This window comes from Streptomyces sp. NPDC096040 (assembly GCF_040303265.1).
GTDB lineage: Bacteria > Actinomycetota > Actinomycetes > Streptomycetales > Streptomycetaceae > Streptomyces.
On the sequence record NZ_JBEOTA010000010.1, the window covers coordinates 226,408 to 245,485 of the forward strand.

Sequence of the window (19,078 nt, forward strand, 5' to 3'; positions counted from 1 at the left end):
AGCTCACCGGGTTCACGGTGATGCAAGAATCCGGCCATGGACAGGGACGACGCAGGGAGGAGACGCACCGCGCGCAAGAGCTGGCGCGACGTACCGCTGACACCCGTGGCCTTCTTGATGGTCGGCAACACGCTGCTCAAGTTCTTCGGCGCCCTGCTCCTCCTCGCCTTCGCCCTCGCCTCGGGGTCCGGATTCTCCGCCGGGAAGCTGCTGGACGCCGTGATCGACCTTGTGGGGGGCCTGTTGTTCTCCTGCTTGTTCCTCTGGCTCTTCGCCCGCCTCAGATCGAGGAAGCGCGGGCCCAGCGCGCAGGGCTGAAGATCACTACTTCCTCATCAGGGACCGGTAGACCGCCGTGGACCAGGGGTTGTCGCGGCAGCGCCACACTCCGTGCGGGCAGTAGTCGGTGATCGTCTGGTAGACGGGCCTGTTGCTCGCGAACCACTCCAGCATGCCTCGCAGATACGCCGGGTCGTCGCCGTTCTCGTACAGCCCCCACTCGGGATAGGAGACCGGTTTCCCGTGGGCGCGGGCGAACTCCACCTGCGCCCGCAGCCCGTACGGCTCCGCGACCTGCTCCGCGAAGGACATCCCGCGCGGGGAGTCGTAGGCGTCCATGCCGATGACGTCCACGAACCGGTCCCCCGGATAGCACCGGGTCCAGGGGAGCGCGTCCCGCCCCCGGTTGGGCGCGAAGTCGAATCGGAACCGCTGGCCCGGCACCGAACGCATCGCCGTGACGATCCGCACCCAGTACGCCTTCCAGGCGGCCGGGTCCGGCCCGCAGCGGTGGGTGTACGTCACCCCGTTCATCTCCCAGCCGAGCACGACGACGGTGTCCGGGGCGCCGACCGCCACCAGCCGCCGGGCCAGCGCCCGGAAGTGGCCGTCGTACGAGCCGCCTGCCCCGAGGCGCAGTCGGCGTCGCACCTCGGCGTCGGGCAGATGGTCCTCGGTCCGTTCCAGCATCGGCACGTTGAGCACGAGCAGCCGGTCCGGCTCGGCCCGCCGCCACCGTGCCCACAGCCGCACGAAGTCCGGGGCGCCCTCGATGTTCCGCCACACGTCACCGGGCAGATAGGTGTGTCCGACCCGGGGTTCGTCGTGTCCGAGCCAGGCGCCCAGTGCGCTCACCCGCCGTACCCCTTCGGCGTCGTAACCGACGTAGGCCCCGAAGGGGCCGGGCGCGGCGGAGGGCCGGGGGGTCTCCGGCCGGGAGACGGGGAGCAGGAGGAGGGTGACCATCGCGAGGACGAGGGCGAACCTCAGACGAGCCATGGGGTGCAGTCTCGCCGTTCCGGGGCGGCGGTGTGCGCCGTGCGGACATCTTCGAACTTTGTGCGAAGCGGGCGGCCCCGGCGGCATGGAACCTGACGTCGTGCGCAACGCGGCCCGTGTCCTGCACTACCTGGAGGACGCCAGGATCAGGTCCCGCTGACGTCCGTCACACCCGGACGCCGAACATGAACGGCCCGCCGATGGTGCTCATCGACTCGTAACGGACGACCGTGCCGGTGCGCGGGGCGTGCAGGATCTGCCCGTTGCCCGCGTACAGGCCGACGTGGTGCAGGTCGTTGAAGAAGAAGACCAGGTCGCCGACCTGGAGGTCGGACGTCGAGTAGATCCTGGTGCCGATCGTCGTCTGCGACTCGGAGGTACGCGGGATGGAGACCCCGGCCTGCGCGTAGGCCCAGGAGGTCAGGCCCGAGCAGTCGAAGGAGGACGGGCCGGTGGCGCCGTAGACGTACGGCGTGCCCAGTCTGGTCTTGGCGGCGGCGAAGGCGGCCGCGGCCCGGCCGGTGGCGGAGGTGTCGTCGCCCAGGTCCACCCGCGCGCTGGACGAACGGCTGGCGCGGTCCTGCTCCGCGGCGAGCGCTGCCTTCTCGGCGGCGGTGAGGCTGTTGAGCAGCTTCTGCGCCTCGGCCAGCTTGGCCTGAACCTCCCTCTTCTTCGCCCCGAGTTCGGTGCGGGTGGCGGCCAGGTCCTCGAGCTTGCCGGTGGCCTCCGCCCGTTCCTGCGCCAGCTCACGCTGCTTGGCCTGAATCTTCTTCAGCGACTCGACCTGCCGGCCGCTCAGCTGGTCCAGCGTGACCGCCTTGTCCAGATAGTCGTCCGGGTCGGCGGAGAGGAACAGCTGGAGGGACGGGTCCAGGCCGCCGCTGCGGTACTGGGCGGTGGCCATGCCGCCTATGCCGTCCCGCAGTTCGTTGAGCTCGTCCTGACCGCGCGCGACCGAGTCCTGCAGCGCGGATATCTGCTTCTGGAGCTTCTCCTGCTTCTCCTTGGCCCCGTTGAACTTCTCGGTGGCCTGCTCGGCCTCCTCGTACAGCTTGTCCACCCGGGACTTCACCTCGTCCTTGCCCGGCTTCTCGCCGGGTGCGGCGTCGGCCGCCTGCGAGGAGAGGGCCATGGCGGCAGCGGCGGCGGTGGTGAGCACGGTGACGCGAGCACGGCTCGGCTGCTTGGGACGACGGTGGAACGCCACGGAGGCGAGCTCCTTCCGAGCGAAGAGTCGAGCGACGGATCAACTTTCAGTACGGATCCCAGACAGTAATGACTCTCTTATGTTCAGATCAAATCTCCGCATGGAAGAAATCCGGCCACCGGCTGCCAACTGGCGTTCTCCACCGATCGGGTTGGGGGTCCTGCGCCGGTGACAGTAAGGAACCTTGACAGTAAATTGGTCTAGTCCAAATATGGGCGTCCATGAGACGCACTCGTGCCCTGCACGCCGCCCTGACCGCGACCGCCCTGTCCACCGCGCTCGTTGCGCTCGGGTCAGGCGCCGCGCACGCCTCCCCGCACCCCGCCGTGAAGCCCATGCCCGCGCGGGTCGCGGCACCCTACGTCGAGGCCTGGACCGGCCAGAGCCCCGCCGCGCTCGCCGCCGAGTCCGGCAACAAGTACCTCACCCTGGCCTTCCTCCAGACGCCCAACGCGGGTTCCTGCACCGCCGACTGGAACGGCGACACCACCCAGCCCATCTCCGGGGCGACCTTCGGTGCCGACATCGCCACCCTCCAGTCCCGCGGCGGCAACGCCATCCCCTCCTTCGGCGGCTACAGCGCCGACACCACCGGCACCGAACTCGCCGACAGCTGCACCGACGTGGACGCCATCGCCGGGGTGTACGAGAAGCTCGTCACGACGTACGGCATCTCCCGCATCGACCTCGACATCGAGGCCGACTCCCTCGCCGACACCGCGGGAATCGACCGCCGCAACCAGGCGATCGCCAAGGCGGAGCACTGGGCCGACCGCACCGGCCACCCGCTCCAGTTCTCCTACACCCTGCCGACCACGACCAAGGGCCTGGAGGCCAACGGCCTGGCCGTCCTCCAGAACGCCGTCGCCCACCACGCGCGCGTGGACGTCGTCAACATCATGACCTTCGACTACTACGACGGCGCCACCCACGACATGGCCGCCGACACCACGACCGCGGCCGACGGCCTGCACGCCCAACTCGCCGCGCTCTACCCGCACAAGAGCTCCAAGGAGCTGTGGGGCATGGTCGGCGTCACCGAGATGCCCGGCATCGACGACTACGGCCCCGAGGAGACCTTCACCACCCAGAACGCCGTAGAGGTCGAGCACTGGGCTGCCGCCCGGGGCATCGACACCCTCTCCTTCTGGGCCCTCCAGCGCGACAACGGCGGCTGCGTCGGCACCGGCGGCTCCAACTCCTGCTCCGGGATCGCCCAGGACACCTGGTACTTCAGCCACACCTTCGCCCACTTCGCGGGTCGCCGCCCGTAAGGCCGCAGCCACCTCGGAGTTCACCGAACTCCCATGAGAGGTTCCAGGTCCAGGAGCACTACAGCGGCGCCACCCACGCGGTGGGCCAGAAGTTCCGGGGTGCGCTCGGAGTACGTCCAGAGCAAGACGGACACGAGCAACGCGAGCACATGGGGCGGCCGGCTGTATCTGACGGTCAGGACCTGAACGCCACCCGGGCGTCCACAGGTTGTGGACGCCCGGACGGCGACCGCTCTCAGGGTGATACGACCTTTCCGCCGAAGGTGACGGCGAGCTTGCCGTCGGACGCGAAGGACCAGCCGAGGGCGCCGGAGTAGGAGGAGCACCGGGAGCCGTTCGTGCCGGTCCAGAACTGGTTGGAGCTGTCGGTGTTGCCGACGGTCTTGTCGTTCGAGCCGTCGACGGCGAAGCGGCACGAGGTGTTGGTCCGGAACACCGAAGTGCCCGCGTCGAAGGAGAAGTTGCGTTCGGCGTTGTCGATGCCGACGTTGTTCGAGACGGTCATCGTGCCGGGGTTGCTGTTGTAGGTGAACCCGTGGTGCCCGTTGCCGTAGGCGATGTCGTGCCGCACCACGTGGTTGACGGCGATGTCGTCGCCGCCGAGCTTGTAGCCGTTGCGGTCGCCGTCCCCGCTCTGGCTGCCGTCGCTGAGCGTCCCGTTGCCGTAGGAGAGCGAGTACTCGATGGTGACCGGCCCGATCGCCCCGGTGTCGGTCTTGGTGTAGAGATCCCAGCCGTCGTCGATGTTGTGGTGCGAGACGTCGTACCGGAAGACGTTCCCGGTCCCGGTGGTCAGCTTGCTGGCGAACCCGTCCGCGTCCTCACCGTCGCTGTCGGCGTTGTCGTGCGACTCGGAGCTGACGACGAGGTTGTTGGCGGGCCACTGGCTGCTGGGCGTGCTGGAGGAGATCCGTCCGAGTTGCAGCCCGGTGTCGTGGTTGTACGCGGTGACGGCACGCTCGATGACGTTGTCGCTGCCGCCGACGTAGATGCCGTTGTCGCCGGCATGCTCGACGGTGAGGCCGTACAGGTGCCAGTAGTTGGCGTACAGCTGGATGCCCCGGTTGGCGGAACTCTCGCTCTGCGCCGAGAAGTTGAGCACGGGCTTCTCGCCCGGGTAGGCGGAGAGGGTGGTGAGGGCGCCGGAGGTGCCGTTGGAGCCGGCCGGGATGGTCACGGTCGAGGAGTAGTTGTACGTCCCGCCGCGCAGGTAGATCGTGCCGCCGGAGGCGATACGGCCGATCGCCGAGGTGAGCGTGGTCGGCGCCGACTGGGTGCCGGCCGCGCTGTCGGTGCCGCTCGGCGACACGTACAGCACGGTGGACGCGGCCTGCGCGGGGGTGCCGGACAGTGCGACGAGCGTGCCGGCGAGGAGGCCGACGGACGCGATGACTGGTCTCACATGCATCGTTCGTCTCCGTTCGGGTTCAGGGGTGTGACCGGACGTGCGGGAGAGATAGAGACGGAAAGCGCTTTCTCTGCGAAGCTAGAGATGATGTCGCGAACGCGTCAAGGGTCCTGTATGTAAATTCCGTTCAGACATGTGATCTCCGGTGGTGAAGGCGCTTATTTCGATGGCGATCGGAATGGCTGTCGCTGACCCCCGGTTGGGCCTGATATGAACGAGACCATGGACAAGACGGACAAGATCGACCTGGGTGCCTTCGGCGTGTGGCGCCTGGCGAACACCGAGCCCGAACTCGCCGTCGAGCTGGAACGCCTGGGCTACGGCACGCTGTGGCTCGGCAACGTGACCGACCCCGACCTGACCGTGGTCGAGCGGCTGCTCGACGCCACCGAGACCCTGGTCGTCGCCACCGGCATCGTGAACATCTGGGCCAACCCGGCCGACGGAGTCGCGCGTTCGTACCGCCGTATCGCCGAGCGCCACGCGGACCGCTTCCTGCTGGGCATCGGCGCGGGTCACCCGGAGGCGAACAAGGAGTTCGTACGGCCGTACCAGGCCCTGAACGACTACCTGGACGTCCTCGACGAGGCCGGCGTCCCGGTGGCGCGCCGCGCCCTGGCAGCCCTCGGCCCCCGGGTACTGCGCCTGGCCCGCGATCGTGCGGCCGCCGCGCACCCCTACCTCGTCACCCCGGACCACACCCGCCAGGCACGCGAGATCCTCGGCACCGGACCGATCCTGGCCCCCGAGCAGAAGGTGGTCCTGGAGACGGACCGCTCCCGGGCCCGCGCCATCGGCGACGCCACCCTGGGCTTCTACCTGAACCGGACCAACTACCTCAGCAACCTCCGCCGGCTGGGCTTCGACGACACCGACTTCGCGGACGGCGGCAGCGACCGCCTCTTCGACGCGCTGATCCTGCACGGCGAGACGTCCCGGGTGGCGAAGGGCGTCCGCGCCCACCAGGAGGCGGGCGCCGACCATGTGGCGCTCCAGCTACTGCACCCCGAGGACACCGACCCGTTGCCGGGGTACCGGGCGCTGGCGGAGGCGCTGGGGCTGGCGGGCTGACCGAGTCGGAGCGTGCGACGCTTGGGGGTTGGTCGCGGCGGCGTACCACCGCTCGGGCGTTGGCGCTGCGCTCGCGGACCGTCCTGGCGTGCGCCGAGGGCGGGGGAAACACCACGGTTCTGCGCCGTTCAGGGTCGTCCGCGTCATGGTGGCCAAGTGACGCGCGGGTTGCCTCGCGGCGCGGCTCGACGGGCTCATCGACACGCCGCTCACCGCGCAGAGTGTCGATCCGTTCGCGCAAGACAGCCGGCACACCCCGCCGCCACCACGAACTGCAGGTGCGTCACGCCCTGCACGATCCAGTCCGGCCGCACCGGCACGTCTTGGAAGCGACTGTGTTCAGGGGGGTCTCGGGTAGGTACGGCATCGCGGAGCCGAGGGGTCGTGGGCCGGTTGCCGTTGAGGGGCAGGGCTGTCCTCCCGGACACCGAGATCCCCGGCGCCAGACCATGATCCTTCTCATCCTGAACTCCTGTACCGGAGCGACTCACGCCCGTGCAAGGCCTGCGAGAGCGCGCTCATGCTGATGTCGACGACCGTGCGGAGCTGCTTCTGGGTCGCCCCGGCCCTGCTCATCACGGCCAGTGACTGGTTGACCGCCGCGAAGTGAACGGCGAAGGCGTCGGCATCGCCCTCGGTCAACTCCGCGGCGTTCAAGGCGGTCCGCAGCCGGGCACGCTGAAAGCCCAGAGCTTCGATCGCGCGCGCGGCGATGGCGGGGCTGAGTACCGGTGTCGCCATCGCGGTCTGGGCGACCAGGCATCCCTCGGGCACGTCGGGGTCGGCGATGCGCTGCAGGGTGACCTCGAAGAACGCCCGTACCGCCCGCAGCGGTTCCTCGGACGCATGGGAAAGCGCCTGGTCGTACCTGTCTCCGTACCGAGAGGCATAGCGGTCCAGGCACCGCAGGTAGAGCGAGTCCTTGTCGCCGAACGAGGAGTAGATGGAACTGCGGTTCAGCCCGGTCACCCGGGAGAGGTCGTCGAGGGACGTGTCGGCGTATCCGGCCCGCCAGAACTGGACCATCGCCGCGTCGAGCGCGAGACCCACGTCGAACTGCTTCTTCCCGGCCATCACGCATGCACCTCGTTCTTGGACCAGGCCGTTGTGGCCTTGCCCATCTTATCTTGAACTGGATAGTTCAAGATAAGATAGGGTCCGGGCATGACCGACGCCGCCATCGCCCCGAACCGCTCCCGCGACCAGAATCCGGTCCCCGGGTTGCCGCTGCACGACCTTGCGGGCTTCACCCACCGCTGGGTCGACGCGGAAGGAATCCGGCTTCATGCCGTGGAAGGCGGCCGGTCGGCGGGTCCCACCGTCGTCCTGCTCGCCGGATTCCCGCAGACCTGGTGGGCTTGGCGAAAGGCGATGCCAGGTCTTGCCGAGCGGTTCCACGTGATAGCGATCGACCTGCCGGGACAGGGCCACTCCGACCGCCCTCAAGGGCGCTACGACACGCACACCGTCGCTTCGCGTGTCCAGGCTGCGCTGACTGCGCTCAACGTGCCGAAGTACTGGCTCGTCGCCCACGACGTCGGGGCCTGGGTCGCCTTCTCGCTGGCCCTGAAGTACGAAGAGCGCCTGCATGGCGTCGCTCTGCTCGACGCCGGCATTCCCGGAATCACCCTCCCGGAGTCCGTCCCGACGGATCCCGAGCGGGCCTGGAAGACCTGGCACTTCGCGTTCCACCTGGTGCCCGAACTGCCCGAGACGCTGCTCACCGGCCGCGAGCGTGACTACGTCGACTGGTTCTTGAAGACCAAAGCACTGTCCCCGAACACGTTCGACGGCGCCGAGATCGACCATTACGCCGCCGCCATCGCGGCTGAGGGCGGCCTCCGAGCGTCTCTCGCCTACTACCGCGACGCCGCGGAGTCAGCGCGTAAGAATCACGACGCTCTCGGACTGGGGCACTTGACCGTCCCGGTCCTGGGAATCTCCGGCTCCCACGGCTCGATCCCCGACATGGCCGCCTCCATCAGCCCCTGGGCAGAGAACGCGACCGGCGTCGTCGTCCCGCAGGCCGGGCACTTCATTCCCGACGAGCAACCCCACGCAATTGTGGCCGCGTTGACCGCGTTCATCGATCACGAGCGTGCCGGGTAGTCCGCCGTCGCCGGATCCTCGGCACCCTCGCCGCGGACTGCCGACGATCAACGGCTCAGGGCCACCAGGGGGTCGCGCGCCGCTCCGTCAAAAGACCGGCGAGCAGCCCGTCCAGCGGCGCGGGCACGCGGTCGGGTTCCAGGGCCTCGACGAGGACCCGGCCGTAATGGATCTTCCGCCCCGATTTCGTGCCGAGGAAGCGGCGCATCTGCCGCTGTGCGGGGAGGCCCCGCTGGGCGGGCTGGTTGAGGAAGGTCTGCAGGGGGCGCTGGTCGTCCTCGGCGCGGACGAGTTCGGCGACCCGGGACGGCCCGAGGGCGCGGACGAGCTCGTCCTCCAGATCGGCGGCGCAGACGAAGAACCCGTGTGGTGCGGCACCGGCCCGCTCCAGGCCGCGGGCGTAGTAGGGCCGCTCCCGCTCGTCGCACAGCCCGGTCAGTCGCAGGCCCAGGCCGGGTGGTCCGAGCAGGCGGGCGTAGCGCCCGACGTTCATCGCACCGCTCATCGACAGCAGGCACACCCCCTCGGCCGCCAACTCCCGCCCACGCCGCGCAGCCAGCGCATCGACGGCGGCGACATCGCTCGGCCCTTCGAGCAGCACGGCGACCCGCACCCCCAGCCGATCGACCAGCTCACGAGCAGGACCCTCGGGCCCACCACCCGCCCACCCGGCGACCGCCTCCCGGAACGCCCCCATGTCCGCCATGGCACGAGTCTCCGCCCGGGCCGGGCGTCGATGCCAGGGAATATCCGCCTACGCGAGGCCATCAGTGGCCGGGGTGTCAGTCCTTGCGCCCGGTGGCGGCGACGGTGGAACCAAGGCCGAACACGGCGAGCCCACCGGCCCCCCCACCAGGGAGAGCCGCCGCGCCGACCGGGCGAACCCCTCCACGAACGGACACAGGAGTTCGTACGGCCGCCCTACCTGGCGCTGAACGACCGCCTCGACGTCCTCGATGAGGCCGATGCAGCCGTCGTGCGCCCGGCCCGGGTGGCACTCGGCATGGCGGCGAGCCACGCCCGGGCTGCGGCGACGATGGCGTGCACTCGCTCTCGCGTCCAGACCTGGCAGCCTGGGCCGCTGATCCGGCCGGCGGCCCCGGCCACCCGACGGAGGGCCGGGGCCGTCGGTGTCAGCTCGGGAACATCCCGGCGGTCGCGTTGATCCAGGTGCCTGTGAGGGCGACTCCGGCGTCCGAGGCGAGGAATGCCGCCAGTGCCGCGATGTCCGCGATACGCGGGGAGCGTTTTGTCATCCGGAGCGAGTCCAGGTGGGCGCGGATACCGGCCACCGCCGCCTCGTCCATCGCCGGGGCGCCCGCCGCACTCAGCTTCTCCGGGGTGAGGGTGTCGGTGACCCCGGCGGTCCAGATCCCGCAGACCCGGACGCCGGACGGGCCGAGCTCCTGGGCGAGTTGGCGGATCAGCGCGTCGATCGCGCCGTCGGCGGCGCCGGTACCGCCGAGCATCGGGGTGCCGTTGTGGGAACCGCTGTTCAGGGCGAGGATCACGCCCGAACCCTGCGCGGCCATCCGGCGGGCGGCCGCCCGGGCGGTGATGAACTGGCAGGCGATGCCTCGCACCACCGGCCTGGTGTAGTCCTCGACCGACATCTCGGTCAGCGGGACGCCCTGGAGGTCCCCCCGCGGTACGAGGTTGAAAGAGACGTCGATCCGGCCCGCCCGACCTCGCAACTGCCCCTCATGCCAGGCACCTTATGCCCGGCCCAGCCCCGTGACGAGAAGGCCGACCAGTCGGCGGGCGTCGTAGCCGGGGTCGTGGTCCGCGCCGATGCAGAGGTTGCCCACGCCGTGCATCAGATCGAGGGCGGCCAGGTCGGTGTGGATCTCGCCGGACTCGTTCGCCGCATCGAGGAGCCGGGCGCAGACCGGGACCAGGCGGTCCAGGAAGTAGGCGTGGAGGGTGTCGAAGCCCGCCTGGTCGGAGCGCAGGGCCGCGGCGAGCCCGTGCTTGGTGACCAGGAAGTCCACGAAGAGGTCGATCCACCGGCGCAGCGCGTCGTACGGGCTCGGGGCGGTGGCCAGCAGGGCCGGGCCTGCCTCGACGCAGGCCTCCACCTGGTGCCGGTAGACGGCGATGATCAGATCCGCGCGGGTCGGGAAGTGCCGGTAGATCGTCGCCGTGCCGACGCCCGCCCGGGCCGCGATGTCGCGTACCGGTGCCTCCACGCCCGACGCGACGAACGCCGCCGCGGCCGCTTCCAGCAGGGTCATCTCGTTGCGCCGGGCGTCGGCCCGGCGGGGCCGGACCGCCTGCTCCTCGTCCTTCATCGTGCGTCCCTCATCGTGTGCTTCCTCCGCTCTCACCCTATCGGGGCGTTGCTAAACGGGACCTCGTTCCGTATCGTCGGAGACATGAAACGGGACGACGTCCCGCTTACCTGTGCGTCATATATGCCATGTATGCCACTTACGTCATGTACGTCATGTGAGGAGACTCGGTCATGCAGTACCGCACCTTGGGCCGTACCGGTGTGCAGGTCAGCGCGCTCGCGCTCGGCGCGATGAACTTCGGCGCGATCGGGCGGACCACGCAGGAGGAGGCGACCGCGATCGTCGACGCCGCCCTGGACGCCGGGATCAACCTGATCGACACCGCCGACATGTACGGCGAGGGCGAGTCGGAGGAGATGGTCGGCAAGGCGATCGCCGGCCGCCGTGACGGCATCGTGCTGGCCACGAAGGCGGGCCTGCCGATGGGCGACGAGCGCAATCACCGCGGCGGTTCACGGCGGTGGCTGGTCACCGAGCTGGAGAACAGCCTGCGCCGGCTCGGCGTCGACCATGTGGACCTCTACCAGATACACCGCTGGGACCCGACCACGAGCGACGAGGAGACCCTGTCGGCGCTGACAGATCTCCAACGCGCGGGGAAGATCCGCTACTTCGGCTCCTCGACCTTCCCGGCGTACCGGATCGTGCAGGGCCAGTGGGCGGCGCGCGAGCACCACTTGAGCCGTTACGTCACCGAACAGCCCAGCTACTCCCTCCTCCAGCGCGGTATCGAGTCCCATGTGCTGCCGGTGACGGAGGAGTACGGGATGGGCGTGCTGGTGTGGAGCCCGCTGGCCTCGGGCTGGCTCTCGGGCGCCGTGCGCAAGGGCCGGTCCATCACCACCAGCCGGTCCAAGCTCCTTCCCGACCGCTTCGACCTCACCCTGCCCGCCAACCAGGCCCGGCTCGACGCCGTGGAACGGCTGGCCGCCGTCGCCGAGGAAGCCGGGCTGACCCTGATCCAGCTCGCCCTCGGCTTCGTCACCGCGCACCCCGCCGTCACCAGCGCCCTCATCGGCCCCCGCACCCAGGACCACCTGAACTCCCAGCTCGCCGCCGCCGACACCATGCTCTCCGCCGATGTCCTCGACGCGATCGACGCGATCGTCGCCCCCGGCACCGACCTGGCCGCCCACGAGAAGCTCGACACCACGCCCGCCCTGCTCGACCCGGCACTGCGCCGCCGCTGAACCGCGGCAGAGAGGCCACTCCATGGCATCCACGACCACGGCCCCACCTCGTTTCGGGATCACGACCGCTCCCATCCCTCTTCTTCGGAGGGAATCCCCGCCTTCAGGCATCATCAGCAAGGAGGCCTGACCACCCACGGGCAAGGCGGCCCAGCTCCGGTTACCGGTCGCCGGGTCACCCTCACCTCTCGCCCCTCCGGTCCCTCTCACCGAACCGTGCGATCGCCGTCAGGACCGCCTCGTGCATCGCGGGGCTGCCGGTGTGGCCCGAGTCGTCAATCACTTTCAGTTCGGCGTCCGGCCACGCCCTGGCCAGTTCCCATGCGGTCTTGAGCGGGCTGCCCAGGTCGAGCCGGCCGTGGATCAGCACCCCAGGGATCCCGGCCAACCGATCGGCGTCCCGCAGCAGTTGGCCGTCCTCCAGCCAGGCGTCATGGGCGAAGTAGTGGGCGCAGATGCGGACGAACGCCATCAGGGAGTCGTCGGGCCGGTCGCTGTAGGCGCCGGGGCTGCCCAGTACCTCATGGGCGATGACGGCGTCCTCCCAGGTGCACCAGTCACGGGCCGCCTTGACCCGGATCGCGTCGTCGGAACTGTTCAGCAGCCTGTTGTAGGCGGCCACGAGATTGCCGGCGCGGTCGGCGGCGGGCAGGGCGTCGCGGAAGGCCTCCCAGGGGCCGGGCACCAGACGGCCGACGCCGTGGTAGAGCCAGTCGATCTCCTCCGGGCGGGTCATGGTGACACCGGCGATGACGATCTCGGAGACCCGCTCCGGGTGGCGTTCGGCGTAGGCGAGAATGAGCGTCGAGCCCCAGGAGCCGCCGTAGAGGAGCCAGCGTTCGACGCCGAGGTGTTCGCGCAGCCGCTCCATGTCGGCGATGAGGTGTTCGGTGGTGTTGTGGGCGAGGCTGACGGCGGGGTCGGAGGCGTGCGGCCGGCTCTCACCGCAGCCGCGCTGATCGAACAGGACGATCCGGTGGACCTCGGGGTCGAACAGCCTGCGGCTGCGGCGGCGCCCGCCGCTGCCGGGACCGCCGTGCACGCACAGGGCGGGCTTTCCCTCCGGGTTGCCGCTGACCTCCCAGTAGATCCGCTGGCCGTCACCGACATCGAGAAGCCCATGTGCGTACGGCTCGATGGGCGGGAACTGCTCGGGCATGGTGATCTCCCCTCCAAGGCTGCTGGGAACAGCCTTACTCCTTGACGGAGTTGGCCGGGGAATATCGGGGGAGCCCGGGATGCCGGCCCGGGCCTGCGTCGCCACGGACGGGAGGACAGGAGGGGAGGAGAGGAGACGCAAGGCCAGGCGCCGCGGGTGCCGTCGGCGCCGCCGGGGTTGCTCCGTCAGCCGTTCGCCGGGCCTGCGCACCGGCCGTTCGCCGGGCCTGCTCCACCGGCCGTTCGCACGGCCCGCTTCGTCAGCCGTTCGCCGGGCCTGTTGCACCGACCGTTCGCCGGGCTTGTTCCGCCGGCTGTTCCCCGGGCCTGTTGCACCGGCTGTTCCCCGGCTTGAATCCGCCGACCGTCCCCCGGGCCCGCTTCGCCGGCCGTTCGGCGCGCGTGTCGTACCGGTTGTCGCCGGGCAGCCCCGCGGCGACAACCGGCTGAGCGGGCCGTGCCGGCCCGTGCGGTGTGCGGCTCGTTGCTGAACCGTTGGCCTACCGGACGCGGTATGCGTGTCCGGCCCGCTCAAGAGCCGGGTGCCACATCTCCGGCTTTCCAACCCGCGAAGCGCCCAGTACTCGCGGTCACCCGGAAGGCGTCACCAGCCGAGGGCGTCCTCGTCGGCTCGCGCCTCCCGGGGCGGGGCGACCGGGCGGGGGTCATGGCAGGTGAAGCCCAGCCGGGTCAGTGCCCGGCGCATCTCGAGCGTGGTGAAGTCACGGCGGTTCTGCCGGGTGATCACTTCCCCGACCTGCATCACGGGGTAGACACGGCCGTCGATGGTCACGCCCACGCCGGTGACGGGTTCGGGCGTGTGGCTGCTCATTGACTGCTCGACCTCGCTCTTGGTGAGGTCGAAGGGGAAACGGGCGATGACAACGCGCATGGATGCCTCCTCGGGGGGCGACCGCGGGACGCGGCGGGACGGGGGGTCGGACGGCGGTCAGGGTGAGGGCGAGAACGCCCGGGGTGTCCGTGTTCGTCGATCACGGGGGACACGTCCGGGGTGCGGTCCGGCGTCGGGGCGGACGGGACGGGCGTGGGCTCGGTCTGTCCGCCGGGAGCGCATCCCCGTGCTCCGGCTGTGAGTCCGGTCCTCCTTCGGCTACGAGTCGGTCCTTGAGGTGCTACGGCGTGTTCGCGCGGCGGACGACCGGCCTCCGCGACCACGGCCCCGTCCACGACCGGCGGATCGCGTGCCCTCGCGCGGTGTGTCGGCGGCCGGTGCGGCGATGGTGACGGGTACGCCCGAGGGGGTGCGGGCGCCGGTGATGCGCTGCAGCTCGGCCTCACCGGGCCGGACCTGGACGGCACGCGCGGTGACCCCGGCGTCCGTCATCAGGCGGTCCACGGCGCGCCGCTGGTGCGGCAGGACGAGGGTGACGACGGTGCCGGTCTCGCCGGCGCGGGCGGTACGGCCGCCGCGGTGCAGGTAGTCCTTGTGGTCGGCGGGCGGGTCGACGTTGACGACGAGGTCAAGGCCGTCGACGTGGATGCCGCGGGCGGCGACGTTGGTGGCCACGAGGACCGTGACGTGGCCGTCCTTGAACTGGGCGAGGGTCCGGGTGCGCTGCGACTGGGACTTGCCACCGTGCAGGGCCGAGGCCCGCACACCGACGGCGAGCAGGCGCTTGGCGAGCCGGTCCACCGCGTGCTTGGTGTCCAGGAACATCAGGACGCGTCCGTCACGGGCGGCGATCTCGGTGGCGGCGGTCTCCTTCTCGGTGTCGCGCACATGCAGCAGGTGATGCTCCATGGTGGTGACCGCGCCCGCGGACGGGTCGACCGAGTGCACGACGGGGTCGTGGAGGTAGCGGCGCACCAGGAGGTCGATGTTCCGGTCCAGGGTGGCCGAGAACAGCAACCGCTGGCCGTGGGCGGGGATTTGGTCGAGCAGCGCGGTCACCTGGGGCATGAAGCCCATGTCGGCCATCTGGTCGGCCTCGTCCAGGACGGTGATGTTGACCTGGTCCACCCGGCAGGCGCCTCGCTCGATGAGGTCCCGGAGGCGGCCGGGGGTCGCGACCACGACTTCGGCGCCGGCGCGCAGGTCACTCACCTGGCGGCCGATCGACATGCCGCCCACCACGGTGGCGAGCCGCAGCCGCAGGGCGCGGGCGTAGGGGGTGAGGGCGTCGGTGACCTGCTGGGCCAGTTCCCGGGTGGGGACGAGGATGAGGGCGAGCGGCTGCTTGGGCTGGGCGCGCTGCCCGTCGAGGCGGGCCAGCAGCGGCAGGCCGAAGGCGAGCGTCTTGCCCGAGCCGGTGCGGCCCCGGCCCAGGACGTCCCGGCCGGCCAGCGCGTTCGGCAGGGTGGCCGCCTGGATGGGGAACGGGACGGTCACGCCTTCGGTGCGGAGGGCGGCCAGCAGCCGTTCGGGCATGTCCAGTTCGGCGAACGTCTCGACGGCGGGCAGTGGTTCGGTGAGGGTGACCGGCAGGGCGAACTCCTGGCGGCCCGGGGCGGAGCGTGCGGCCTGGCCGCTCTTGCGGCCGGTGCCGGTGCCCTGGCGGGGGCCCTGGTGGCCGGATCCCTGGGTACGGAAGCGGCTGCCGGGGGTGGAGCCTGCCGAGCGTGTGGTGGTGCGGTCCGTGCGGTGGCGGCCGGAACTGCCGCCGGTGCGGCGGGTGCGGTTCAAGAAGGAACCTTCCTCGATGCGGCGATGCGGCGTATCGAGGAATTCCGGCCGGCGGACGGGTGACCGCACGAGGAATCACAAGAATGAGCCGGAGAAAAAAAGAGCAAAGCTGGGGCCCGCACCCCAAGAGCGCGGGCCCCAGCCTCAAGACGAGCGAGCACGTGGCTCGCGTCGGTTCGCGTCAGCGTCAGGCGGGAACGATGTTCTCGGCCTGCGGGCCCTTCTGGCCCTGCGTGACGTCGAAGGTCACCTTCTGGCCTTCCTGAAGCTCGCGGAAGCCCTGGGTGGCGATGTTCGAGTAGTGGGCGAAGACGTCGGGGCCGCCACCCTCCTGCTCGATGAAGCCGAAGCCCTTTTCCGCGTTGAACCACTTCACGGTGCCAGATGCCATATTGAATCTCCCTTGAGGGGCAGTGCCGGACTCCGCACTTTACGAAGCCGAGTCGCCGCGATGATCACCCCTCCGGAAAGATCCGGAAAGCTTTACAAAGAAAAAATTTCTCTGGCAACCAAAACTGCAACTGCTATCACGCTAACACAGGTGGGCTGTAAGCGGCCATGTGTCTTTGGCATCGCACCGTAATTCTAGTGTCGCCGCACTCTGTATTTCTGTGCTGGCGGGACTAGATATCCGCGGCGTGTCCGTCGGGCTTTCGGCTTGTCTCCCGGTTCAGCCGGAGGGCGTCCTCGAGCTGGTTCTCCAGGGAGATGATCCGGCACGCGGCCTCGACGGGGGTGCCCTGGTCGACCAGCTCCCGGGCGCGCGCGACGATGCGCAGTTGACGGCGGGAGTACCGGCGGTGACCACCCTCCGAACGCAGGGGAGCGATCAGCCCTGTCTCGCCGACGGACCGGAGGAAGGCGGGAGTGGTGCCGAGAACGGCGGCGGCCCGTCCCATGGTGTAGGCGGGGTAGTCGTCATCGTCGAGGTTGCCGGCAGCAGGGGCGTTCTCAGCGGGCATGACACCTTCGTTTCGGGGACGCGGCGGGGGACCCGGGCGGGCCTGGCACCGCTCTCCGAAGGATTCGGCACCATCCGCGTCGCACGGCAACCCTAACGCCGACAGCCATGGAGATATGGCTCCGCCGTGACAGATTTCCGTTCGCCGCTGAGCCCGCGCGCGTCGTGCGTGGCCGGCCTGCGTGTCGGGCATGATCAGCCCGTTCGGCGTACCGGCCAGGTCGTCACCGTCGTCTGGGTCACGGTGATCCACGGCCATCAGGGGCACGGCCGCCGGGGTCCACCGCCGGGGTCCGGGCCGCGTCCGGCACCAGCGCGGCGGCGACCGGCGAGGCCGCGAGGGCGGGTCCGTGCAGCGGCGGGTTCGCTGCCGAGGGCGCCAACGGTGACGGCGGTCATCCGACGCGGCTTCAGGACCCGCGTGCCTGGGCCGTCCGTGGCCGGGGCCAGGCCGCTGACCGCCTCTTCGGTCTCCTCGGGCATGGCGCGGCGATCCGTCCCCGTGGCGGAGCGGAGCCAGGCCCCGTCCCTAGTCAGCGAGGAACGAGGCCAGGGCCCTCGCCGTCTCCTCGGGTGCTTCGAGCTGCGGGTAGTGGCCGACCCCGTCCAGGACGGTGAACGCGGCGCGGGGGCAGCGCTCGCGGAGGCGGTCCAGCACGTGGGCTCCGCTGACGGGGTCCTCGGGACCCCAGACGAACAGAAGGGGCCCGTCGTACTGTTCGAGGGCCCCCGTCCAACGTGGGCCGTGGACACGGCGGTCGTCGATGTAGCGGAGCAGACGGGGGGCGAGGCGGTGGCCGTTCTGGCGGGCGATGGCCGTCCACATCTCGTGCAGCAGTTCGTCCGGGACGGGTCGGGCCAGTACGCCGCGCAGGCCGGCCGTGAACCTCTTCTCGTCGGTGAACTGGGCCAGCAGCGGGCCGACACGGCTGTGCAGGAGGCGTTGGACCCGGATCGGGCGGTGGAGGTCGGGGTAGAGCCCGCCGTTCAGGAAGGCGGCGCGGATGATGCGGGCGGGGTCACGGGCCAGCAGCTCCTGGGCGACCGAGACGCCGTAGTCGTGGGCGACCAGGGCGGTTCGGCCGATGCCCAGCCGCTTCCAGAGGGCCTGGACCAGATCGGCCTGCTCGTGGACGGAGTAGCGGTGGCGGCGCGGCTTGTCGCTCTGCCCGAACCCGAGCAGGTCGAGGGTGGTCACCCGGCATCCGGCCGCGACCAGGTGCGGGACGGTCGGCGCCCAGTCGTGGGAGGAGGTGGGGAAGCCGTGGACGAGGGTCACGGGCCTGGCCGTACCGTCCTGACCGTCTTGGCGGACGAATACGTGGTGGCCGTTCAGCTCGGCCTCGGAGCCGCCGGCGATCCAGTCGGTGAGGTTCATCGGGGGGTCGCCCATGCCTGTCGTCGTGCCGCGCGCAGTTCGGCGTACAGCTCCGGGCCCGGCCAGGTGCGCGGCGCGGTCTCCGCCTCGCGCACCAGGTCGGCCAGACGCGCGTTCGCGGGTGCCTTCAGTCCGTTTGCGGTGGCCAGGGCGACGATCTCGCCCTGAAGGGAGTCGATCTCCGTGGACCGGCCGCGTTGCAGGTCCTCCCACATCGAGGAGCGGGCGTGGGCGTCGATCCGGAGGGCCGCCCCCGCCAGCCGCCGGAAGAGACCGTCGGGCAGCCCGAGGACGTACGGGGTGACGGCGGGCGCGGTGGGGCCGAGGCGGGCGGGGACGACCCCGGCGGCGCGGTAGACGGCGAGGGCCTCCCGCTGGCACAGGGCGAGGCAACGGCGGTAGGCACGCTCGCCGAGCTGGTCGCGCAACGGCAGCCCGGACAGGGCGTTGATCGCGTTGTTGAGGTTCATCAGCAGCTTGGCGTGCTGCACCTCGGACATGTCGGTGCGGGCCTCGATGGCCAGGTGCGCCTCGCGGAAGGCGGCGACGAGCGTGCCGTCCGGCTCGGTCATGAGCCTGCCGGGCATGCCCTGGTGCACGGTGCCCGGCTCCGACTGCACCACGTTGTACGGCACCATCCCGGCCAGCACGGTGTGGCCGGGGAGCGCGGCGCGCAGGGTGGCCGGGTTGTGCAGCCCGTTCTGGAAGCTCACCACGACCGCGCCGGGGGCGAGATGGGCGGCGAGGTCCTTGGCGGCGGCCCCGGTACCGGCGGTCTTCACGGTGACCAGCACATAGTCGGCGCCGGTCGCGGCTTCCGGGCCGGTGGCCAACGTCAGCTGCCTCGGCGCCAGTTGGATCGGGGGCCGGACGGAGGTGCTGAGGGTGAGTCCCCGCTCGCGCAGCACGTCCATGGCGGCGGGCCTGCCGATGAGCGTCACGTCGTGCCCGGCGGCGGCGAGATGGCCGCCTAGATGACAGCCGATGGTGCCGGCACCGAGAACGGCGAAGCGGGGCTTGGGCACGAGGCGCACGGGGGCGGGGGGCATGGATGGCTCCTGCGGAAGGCTCACGATCAACCGTACTCACGTTCACGCCCACTTGGC

General features: G+C 70.4%; 19 protein-coding genes and 1 pseudogene. 6 read left to right on the forward strand and 14 right to left on the reverse strand.

Annotation, left to right across the window (positions count from 1 at the left end):
• Positions 1 to 36 precede the first annotated feature (36 nt).
• Positions 37 to 318 (forward strand): hypothetical protein, encoded by a 282-nt coding sequence (locus ABTY98_RS16120; RefSeq protein WP_352221526.1) that lies wholly within the window; start codon positions 37 to 39, stop codon positions 316 to 318.
• Positions 319 to 324: 6 nt separating this feature from the next.
• Here ABTY98_RS16120 and ABTY98_RS16125 read toward each other — a convergent pair whose 3' ends face one another.
• Together ABTY98_RS16125 and ABTY98_RS16130 are read right to left on the reverse strand one after the other, a co-directional pair.
• Complete coding sequence (locus ABTY98_RS16125; protein ID WP_502994236.1) at positions 325 to 1,278, reverse strand: glycoside hydrolase family 26 protein; 954 nt, start codon at positions 1,276 to 1,278, stop codon at positions 325 to 327.
• A 166-nt stretch (positions 1,279 to 1,444) separates the two neighbouring features.
• The gene (locus tag ABTY98_RS16130) at positions 1,445 to 2,485 is read right to left on the reverse strand and encodes a C40 family peptidase (protein WP_352221527.1); all 1,041 of its coding nucleotides are present in this window, start codon (positions 2,483 to 2,485) and stop codon (positions 1,445 to 1,447) included.
• A gap of 221 nt (positions 2,486 to 2,706) precedes the next feature.
• Between ABTY98_RS16130 and ABTY98_RS16135 the strand changes: the two genes are divergently transcribed.
• Complete coding sequence (locus tag ABTY98_RS16135) at positions 2,707 to 3,759, forward strand: chitinase (protein WP_352221528.1); 1,053 nt, start codon at positions 2,707 to 2,709, stop codon at positions 3,757 to 3,759.
• Between the two features lie 235 nt (positions 3,760 to 3,994).
• Here ABTY98_RS16135 and ABTY98_RS16140 read toward each other — a convergent pair whose 3' ends face one another.
• The gene (locus ABTY98_RS16140; protein WP_352221529.1) at positions 3,995 to 5,167 is read right to left on the reverse strand and encodes a right-handed parallel beta-helix repeat-containing protein; all 1,173 of its coding nucleotides are present in this window, start codon (positions 5,165 to 5,167) and stop codon (positions 3,995 to 3,997) included.
• A 222-nt stretch (positions 5,168 to 5,389) separates the two neighbouring features.
• Here ABTY98_RS16140 and ABTY98_RS16145 point away from each other — a divergent pair, with 222 nt between their 5' ends.
• Complete coding sequence (locus ABTY98_RS16145) at positions 5,390 to 6,238, forward strand: LLM class F420-dependent oxidoreductase (protein ID WP_352221530.1); 849 nt, start codon at positions 5,390 to 5,392, stop codon at positions 6,236 to 6,238.
• Positions 6,235 to 6,352 (forward strand): annotated as a pseudogene (locus ABTY98_RS42300) (IS630 family transposase); the annotation flags it as partial. The gene ABTY98_RS16145 and the pseudogene ABTY98_RS42300, both read left to right, overlap by 4 nt.
• Positions 6,353 to 6,697: 345 nt before the next feature.
• Here the strand turns inward: ABTY98_RS42300 and ABTY98_RS16150 are convergent.
• Positions 6,698 to 7,312, reverse strand: a complete 615-nt coding sequence (locus ABTY98_RS16150) for a TetR/AcrR family transcriptional regulator (protein WP_352221531.1) — start codon at positions 7,310 to 7,312, stop codon at positions 6,698 to 6,700.
• A 90-nt stretch (positions 7,313 to 7,402) separates the two neighbouring features.
• On the opposite strand from ABTY98_RS16150, the gene ABTY98_RS16155 reads away from it, so the two are divergent.
• Positions 7,403 to 8,347, forward strand: a complete 945-nt coding sequence (locus ABTY98_RS16155; RefSeq protein WP_352221532.1) for an alpha/beta fold hydrolase — start codon at positions 7,403 to 7,405, stop codon at positions 8,345 to 8,347.
• Between the two features lie 55 nt (positions 8,348 to 8,402).
• Here the strand turns inward: ABTY98_RS16155 and ABTY98_RS16160 are convergent, their stop codons facing one another.
• From ABTY98_RS16160 to ABTY98_RS16170, 3 genes are all read right to left on the reverse strand, one after another.
• Positions 8,403 to 9,053 (reverse strand): TOPRIM nucleotidyl transferase/hydrolase domain-containing protein, encoded by a 651-nt coding sequence (locus tag ABTY98_RS16160; protein ID WP_352221533.1) that lies wholly within the window; start codon positions 9,051 to 9,053, stop codon positions 8,403 to 8,405.
• A 427-nt stretch (positions 9,054 to 9,480) separates the two neighbouring features.
• Positions 9,481 to 10,041, reverse strand: a complete 561-nt coding sequence (locus tag ABTY98_RS16165; protein ID WP_352221534.1) for an SDR family oxidoreductase — start codon at positions 10,039 to 10,041, stop codon at positions 9,481 to 9,483.
• Between the two features lie 21 nt (positions 10,042 to 10,062).
• Positions 10,063 to 10,638 carry a TetR/AcrR family transcriptional regulator gene (locus ABTY98_RS16170; protein WP_352221535.1) on the reverse strand — a complete coding sequence of 192 codons (576 nt, stop codon included), beginning with the start codon at positions 10,636 to 10,638 and terminating at the stop codon, positions 10,063 to 10,065.
• 173 nt (positions 10,639 to 10,811) lie between these two features.
• Here ABTY98_RS16170 and ABTY98_RS16175 point away from each other — a divergent pair, with 173 nt between their 5' ends.
• Complete coding sequence (locus ABTY98_RS16175) at positions 10,812 to 11,831, forward strand: aldo/keto reductase (protein ID WP_352221536.1); 1,020 nt, start codon at positions 10,812 to 10,814, stop codon at positions 11,829 to 11,831.
• A 181-nt stretch (positions 11,832 to 12,012) separates the two neighbouring features.
• Here ABTY98_RS16175 and pip read toward each other — a convergent pair whose 3' ends face one another.
• The 7 genes from pip to ABTY98_RS16210 form a co-directional block, all read right to left on the reverse strand.
• The gene (gene pip / locus ABTY98_RS16180; protein WP_352221537.1) at positions 12,013 to 12,990 is read right to left on the reverse strand and encodes a prolyl aminopeptidase; all 978 of its coding nucleotides are present in this window, start codon (positions 12,988 to 12,990) and stop codon (positions 12,013 to 12,015) included.
• A gap of 603 nt (positions 12,991 to 13,593) precedes the next feature.
• Positions 13,594 to 13,881, reverse strand: a complete 288-nt coding sequence (locus ABTY98_RS16185) for an SCO5918 family protein (protein ID WP_352221538.1) — start codon at positions 13,879 to 13,881, stop codon at positions 13,594 to 13,596.
• A gap of 219 nt (positions 13,882 to 14,100) precedes the next feature.
• Positions 14,101 to 15,633, reverse strand: a complete 1,533-nt coding sequence (locus ABTY98_RS16190; RefSeq protein ID WP_352221539.1) for a DEAD/DEAH box helicase — start codon at positions 15,631 to 15,633, stop codon at positions 14,101 to 14,103.
• Positions 15,634 to 15,820: 187 nt separating this feature from the next.
• Complete coding sequence (locus ABTY98_RS16195) at positions 15,821 to 16,024, reverse strand: cold-shock protein (RefSeq protein WP_031482971.1); 204 nt, start codon at positions 16,022 to 16,024, stop codon at positions 15,821 to 15,823.
• Between the two features lie 232 nt (positions 16,025 to 16,256).
• Positions 16,257 to 16,595, reverse strand: coding sequence for a helix-turn-helix domain-containing protein (locus tag ABTY98_RS16200; protein WP_352221540.1), 339 nt, complete (start codon positions 16,593 to 16,595; stop codon positions 16,257 to 16,259).
• Between the two features lie 528 nt (positions 16,596 to 17,123).
• On the reverse strand, positions 17,124 to 17,987 hold the full coding sequence (locus ABTY98_RS16205) for an alpha/beta fold hydrolase (protein ID WP_352221541.1): 864 nt from the start codon (positions 17,985 to 17,987) through the stop codon (positions 17,124 to 17,126).
• Complete coding sequence (locus ABTY98_RS16210; protein ID WP_352221542.1) at positions 17,969 to 19,021, reverse strand: 2-dehydropantoate 2-reductase; 1,053 nt, start codon at positions 19,019 to 19,021, stop codon at positions 17,969 to 17,971. The genes ABTY98_RS16205 and ABTY98_RS16210 overlap by 19 nt, the downstream gene beginning before the upstream one ends.
• Between the last annotated feature and the right edge of the window lie 57 nt (positions 19,022 to 19,078).

Bases quoted from the DNA above. Each gene is read 5' to 3' on its own strand.
- ABTY98_RS16120 (WP_352221526.1), top strand. From the start codon at position 37: ATGGACAGGGACGACGCAGGGAGGAGACGCACCGCGCGCAAGAGCTGG.
- ABTY98_RS16125 (WP_502994236.1), bottom strand. From the start codon at position 1,278: ATGGCTCGTCTGAGGTTCGCCCTCGTCCTCGCGATGGTCACCCTCCTC.
- ABTY98_RS16135 (WP_352221528.1), top strand. From the start codon at position 2,707: ATGAGACGCACTCGTGCCCTGCACGCCGCCCTGACCGCGACCGCCCTG.
- ABTY98_RS16140 (WP_352221529.1), bottom strand. From the start codon at position 5,167: ATGCATGTGAGACCAGTCATCGCGTCCGTCGGCCTCCTCGCCGGCACG.
- ABTY98_RS16145 (WP_352221530.1), top strand. From the start codon at position 5,390: ATGGACAAGACGGACAAGATCGACCTGGGTGCCTTCGGCGTGTGGCGC.
- ABTY98_RS16150 (WP_352221531.1), bottom strand. From the start codon at position 7,312: ATGGCCGGGAAGAAGCAGTTCGACGTGGGTCTCGCGCTCGACGCGGCG.
- ABTY98_RS16155 (WP_352221532.1), top strand. From the start codon at position 7,403: ATGACCGACGCCGCCATCGCCCCGAACCGCTCCCGCGACCAGAATCCG.
- ABTY98_RS16160 (WP_352221533.1), bottom strand. From the start codon at position 9,053: ATGGCGGACATGGGGGCGTTCCGGGAGGCGGTCGCCGGGTGGGCGGGT.
- ABTY98_RS16170 (WP_352221535.1), bottom strand. From the start codon at position 10,638: ATGAAGGACGAGGAGCAGGCGGTCCGGCCCCGCCGGGCCGACGCCCGG.
- ABTY98_RS16175 (WP_352221536.1), top strand. From the start codon at position 10,812: ATGCAGTACCGCACCTTGGGCCGTACCGGTGTGCAGGTCAGCGCGCTC.
- pip (WP_352221537.1), bottom strand. From the start codon at position 12,990: ATGCCCGAGCAGTTCCCGCCCATCGAGCCGTACGCACATGGGCTTCTC.
- ABTY98_RS16185 (WP_352221538.1), bottom strand. From the start codon at position 13,881: ATGCGCGTTGTCATCGCCCGTTTCCCCTTCGACCTCACCAAGAGCGAG.
- ABTY98_RS16195 (WP_031482971.1), bottom strand. From the start codon at position 16,024: ATGGCATCTGGCACCGTGAAGTGGTTCAACGCGGAAAAGGGCTTCGGC.
- ABTY98_RS16200 (WP_352221540.1), bottom strand. From the start codon at position 16,595: ATGCCCGCTGAGAACGCCCCTGCTGCCGGCAACCTCGACGATGACGAC.
- ABTY98_RS16205 (WP_352221541.1), bottom strand. From the start codon at position 17,987: ATGGGCGACCCCCCGATGAACCTCACCGACTGGATCGCCGGCGGCTCC.
- ABTY98_RS16210 (WP_352221542.1), bottom strand. From the start codon at position 19,021: ATGCCCCCCGCCCCCGTGCGCCTCGTGCCCAAGCCCCGCTTCGCCGTT.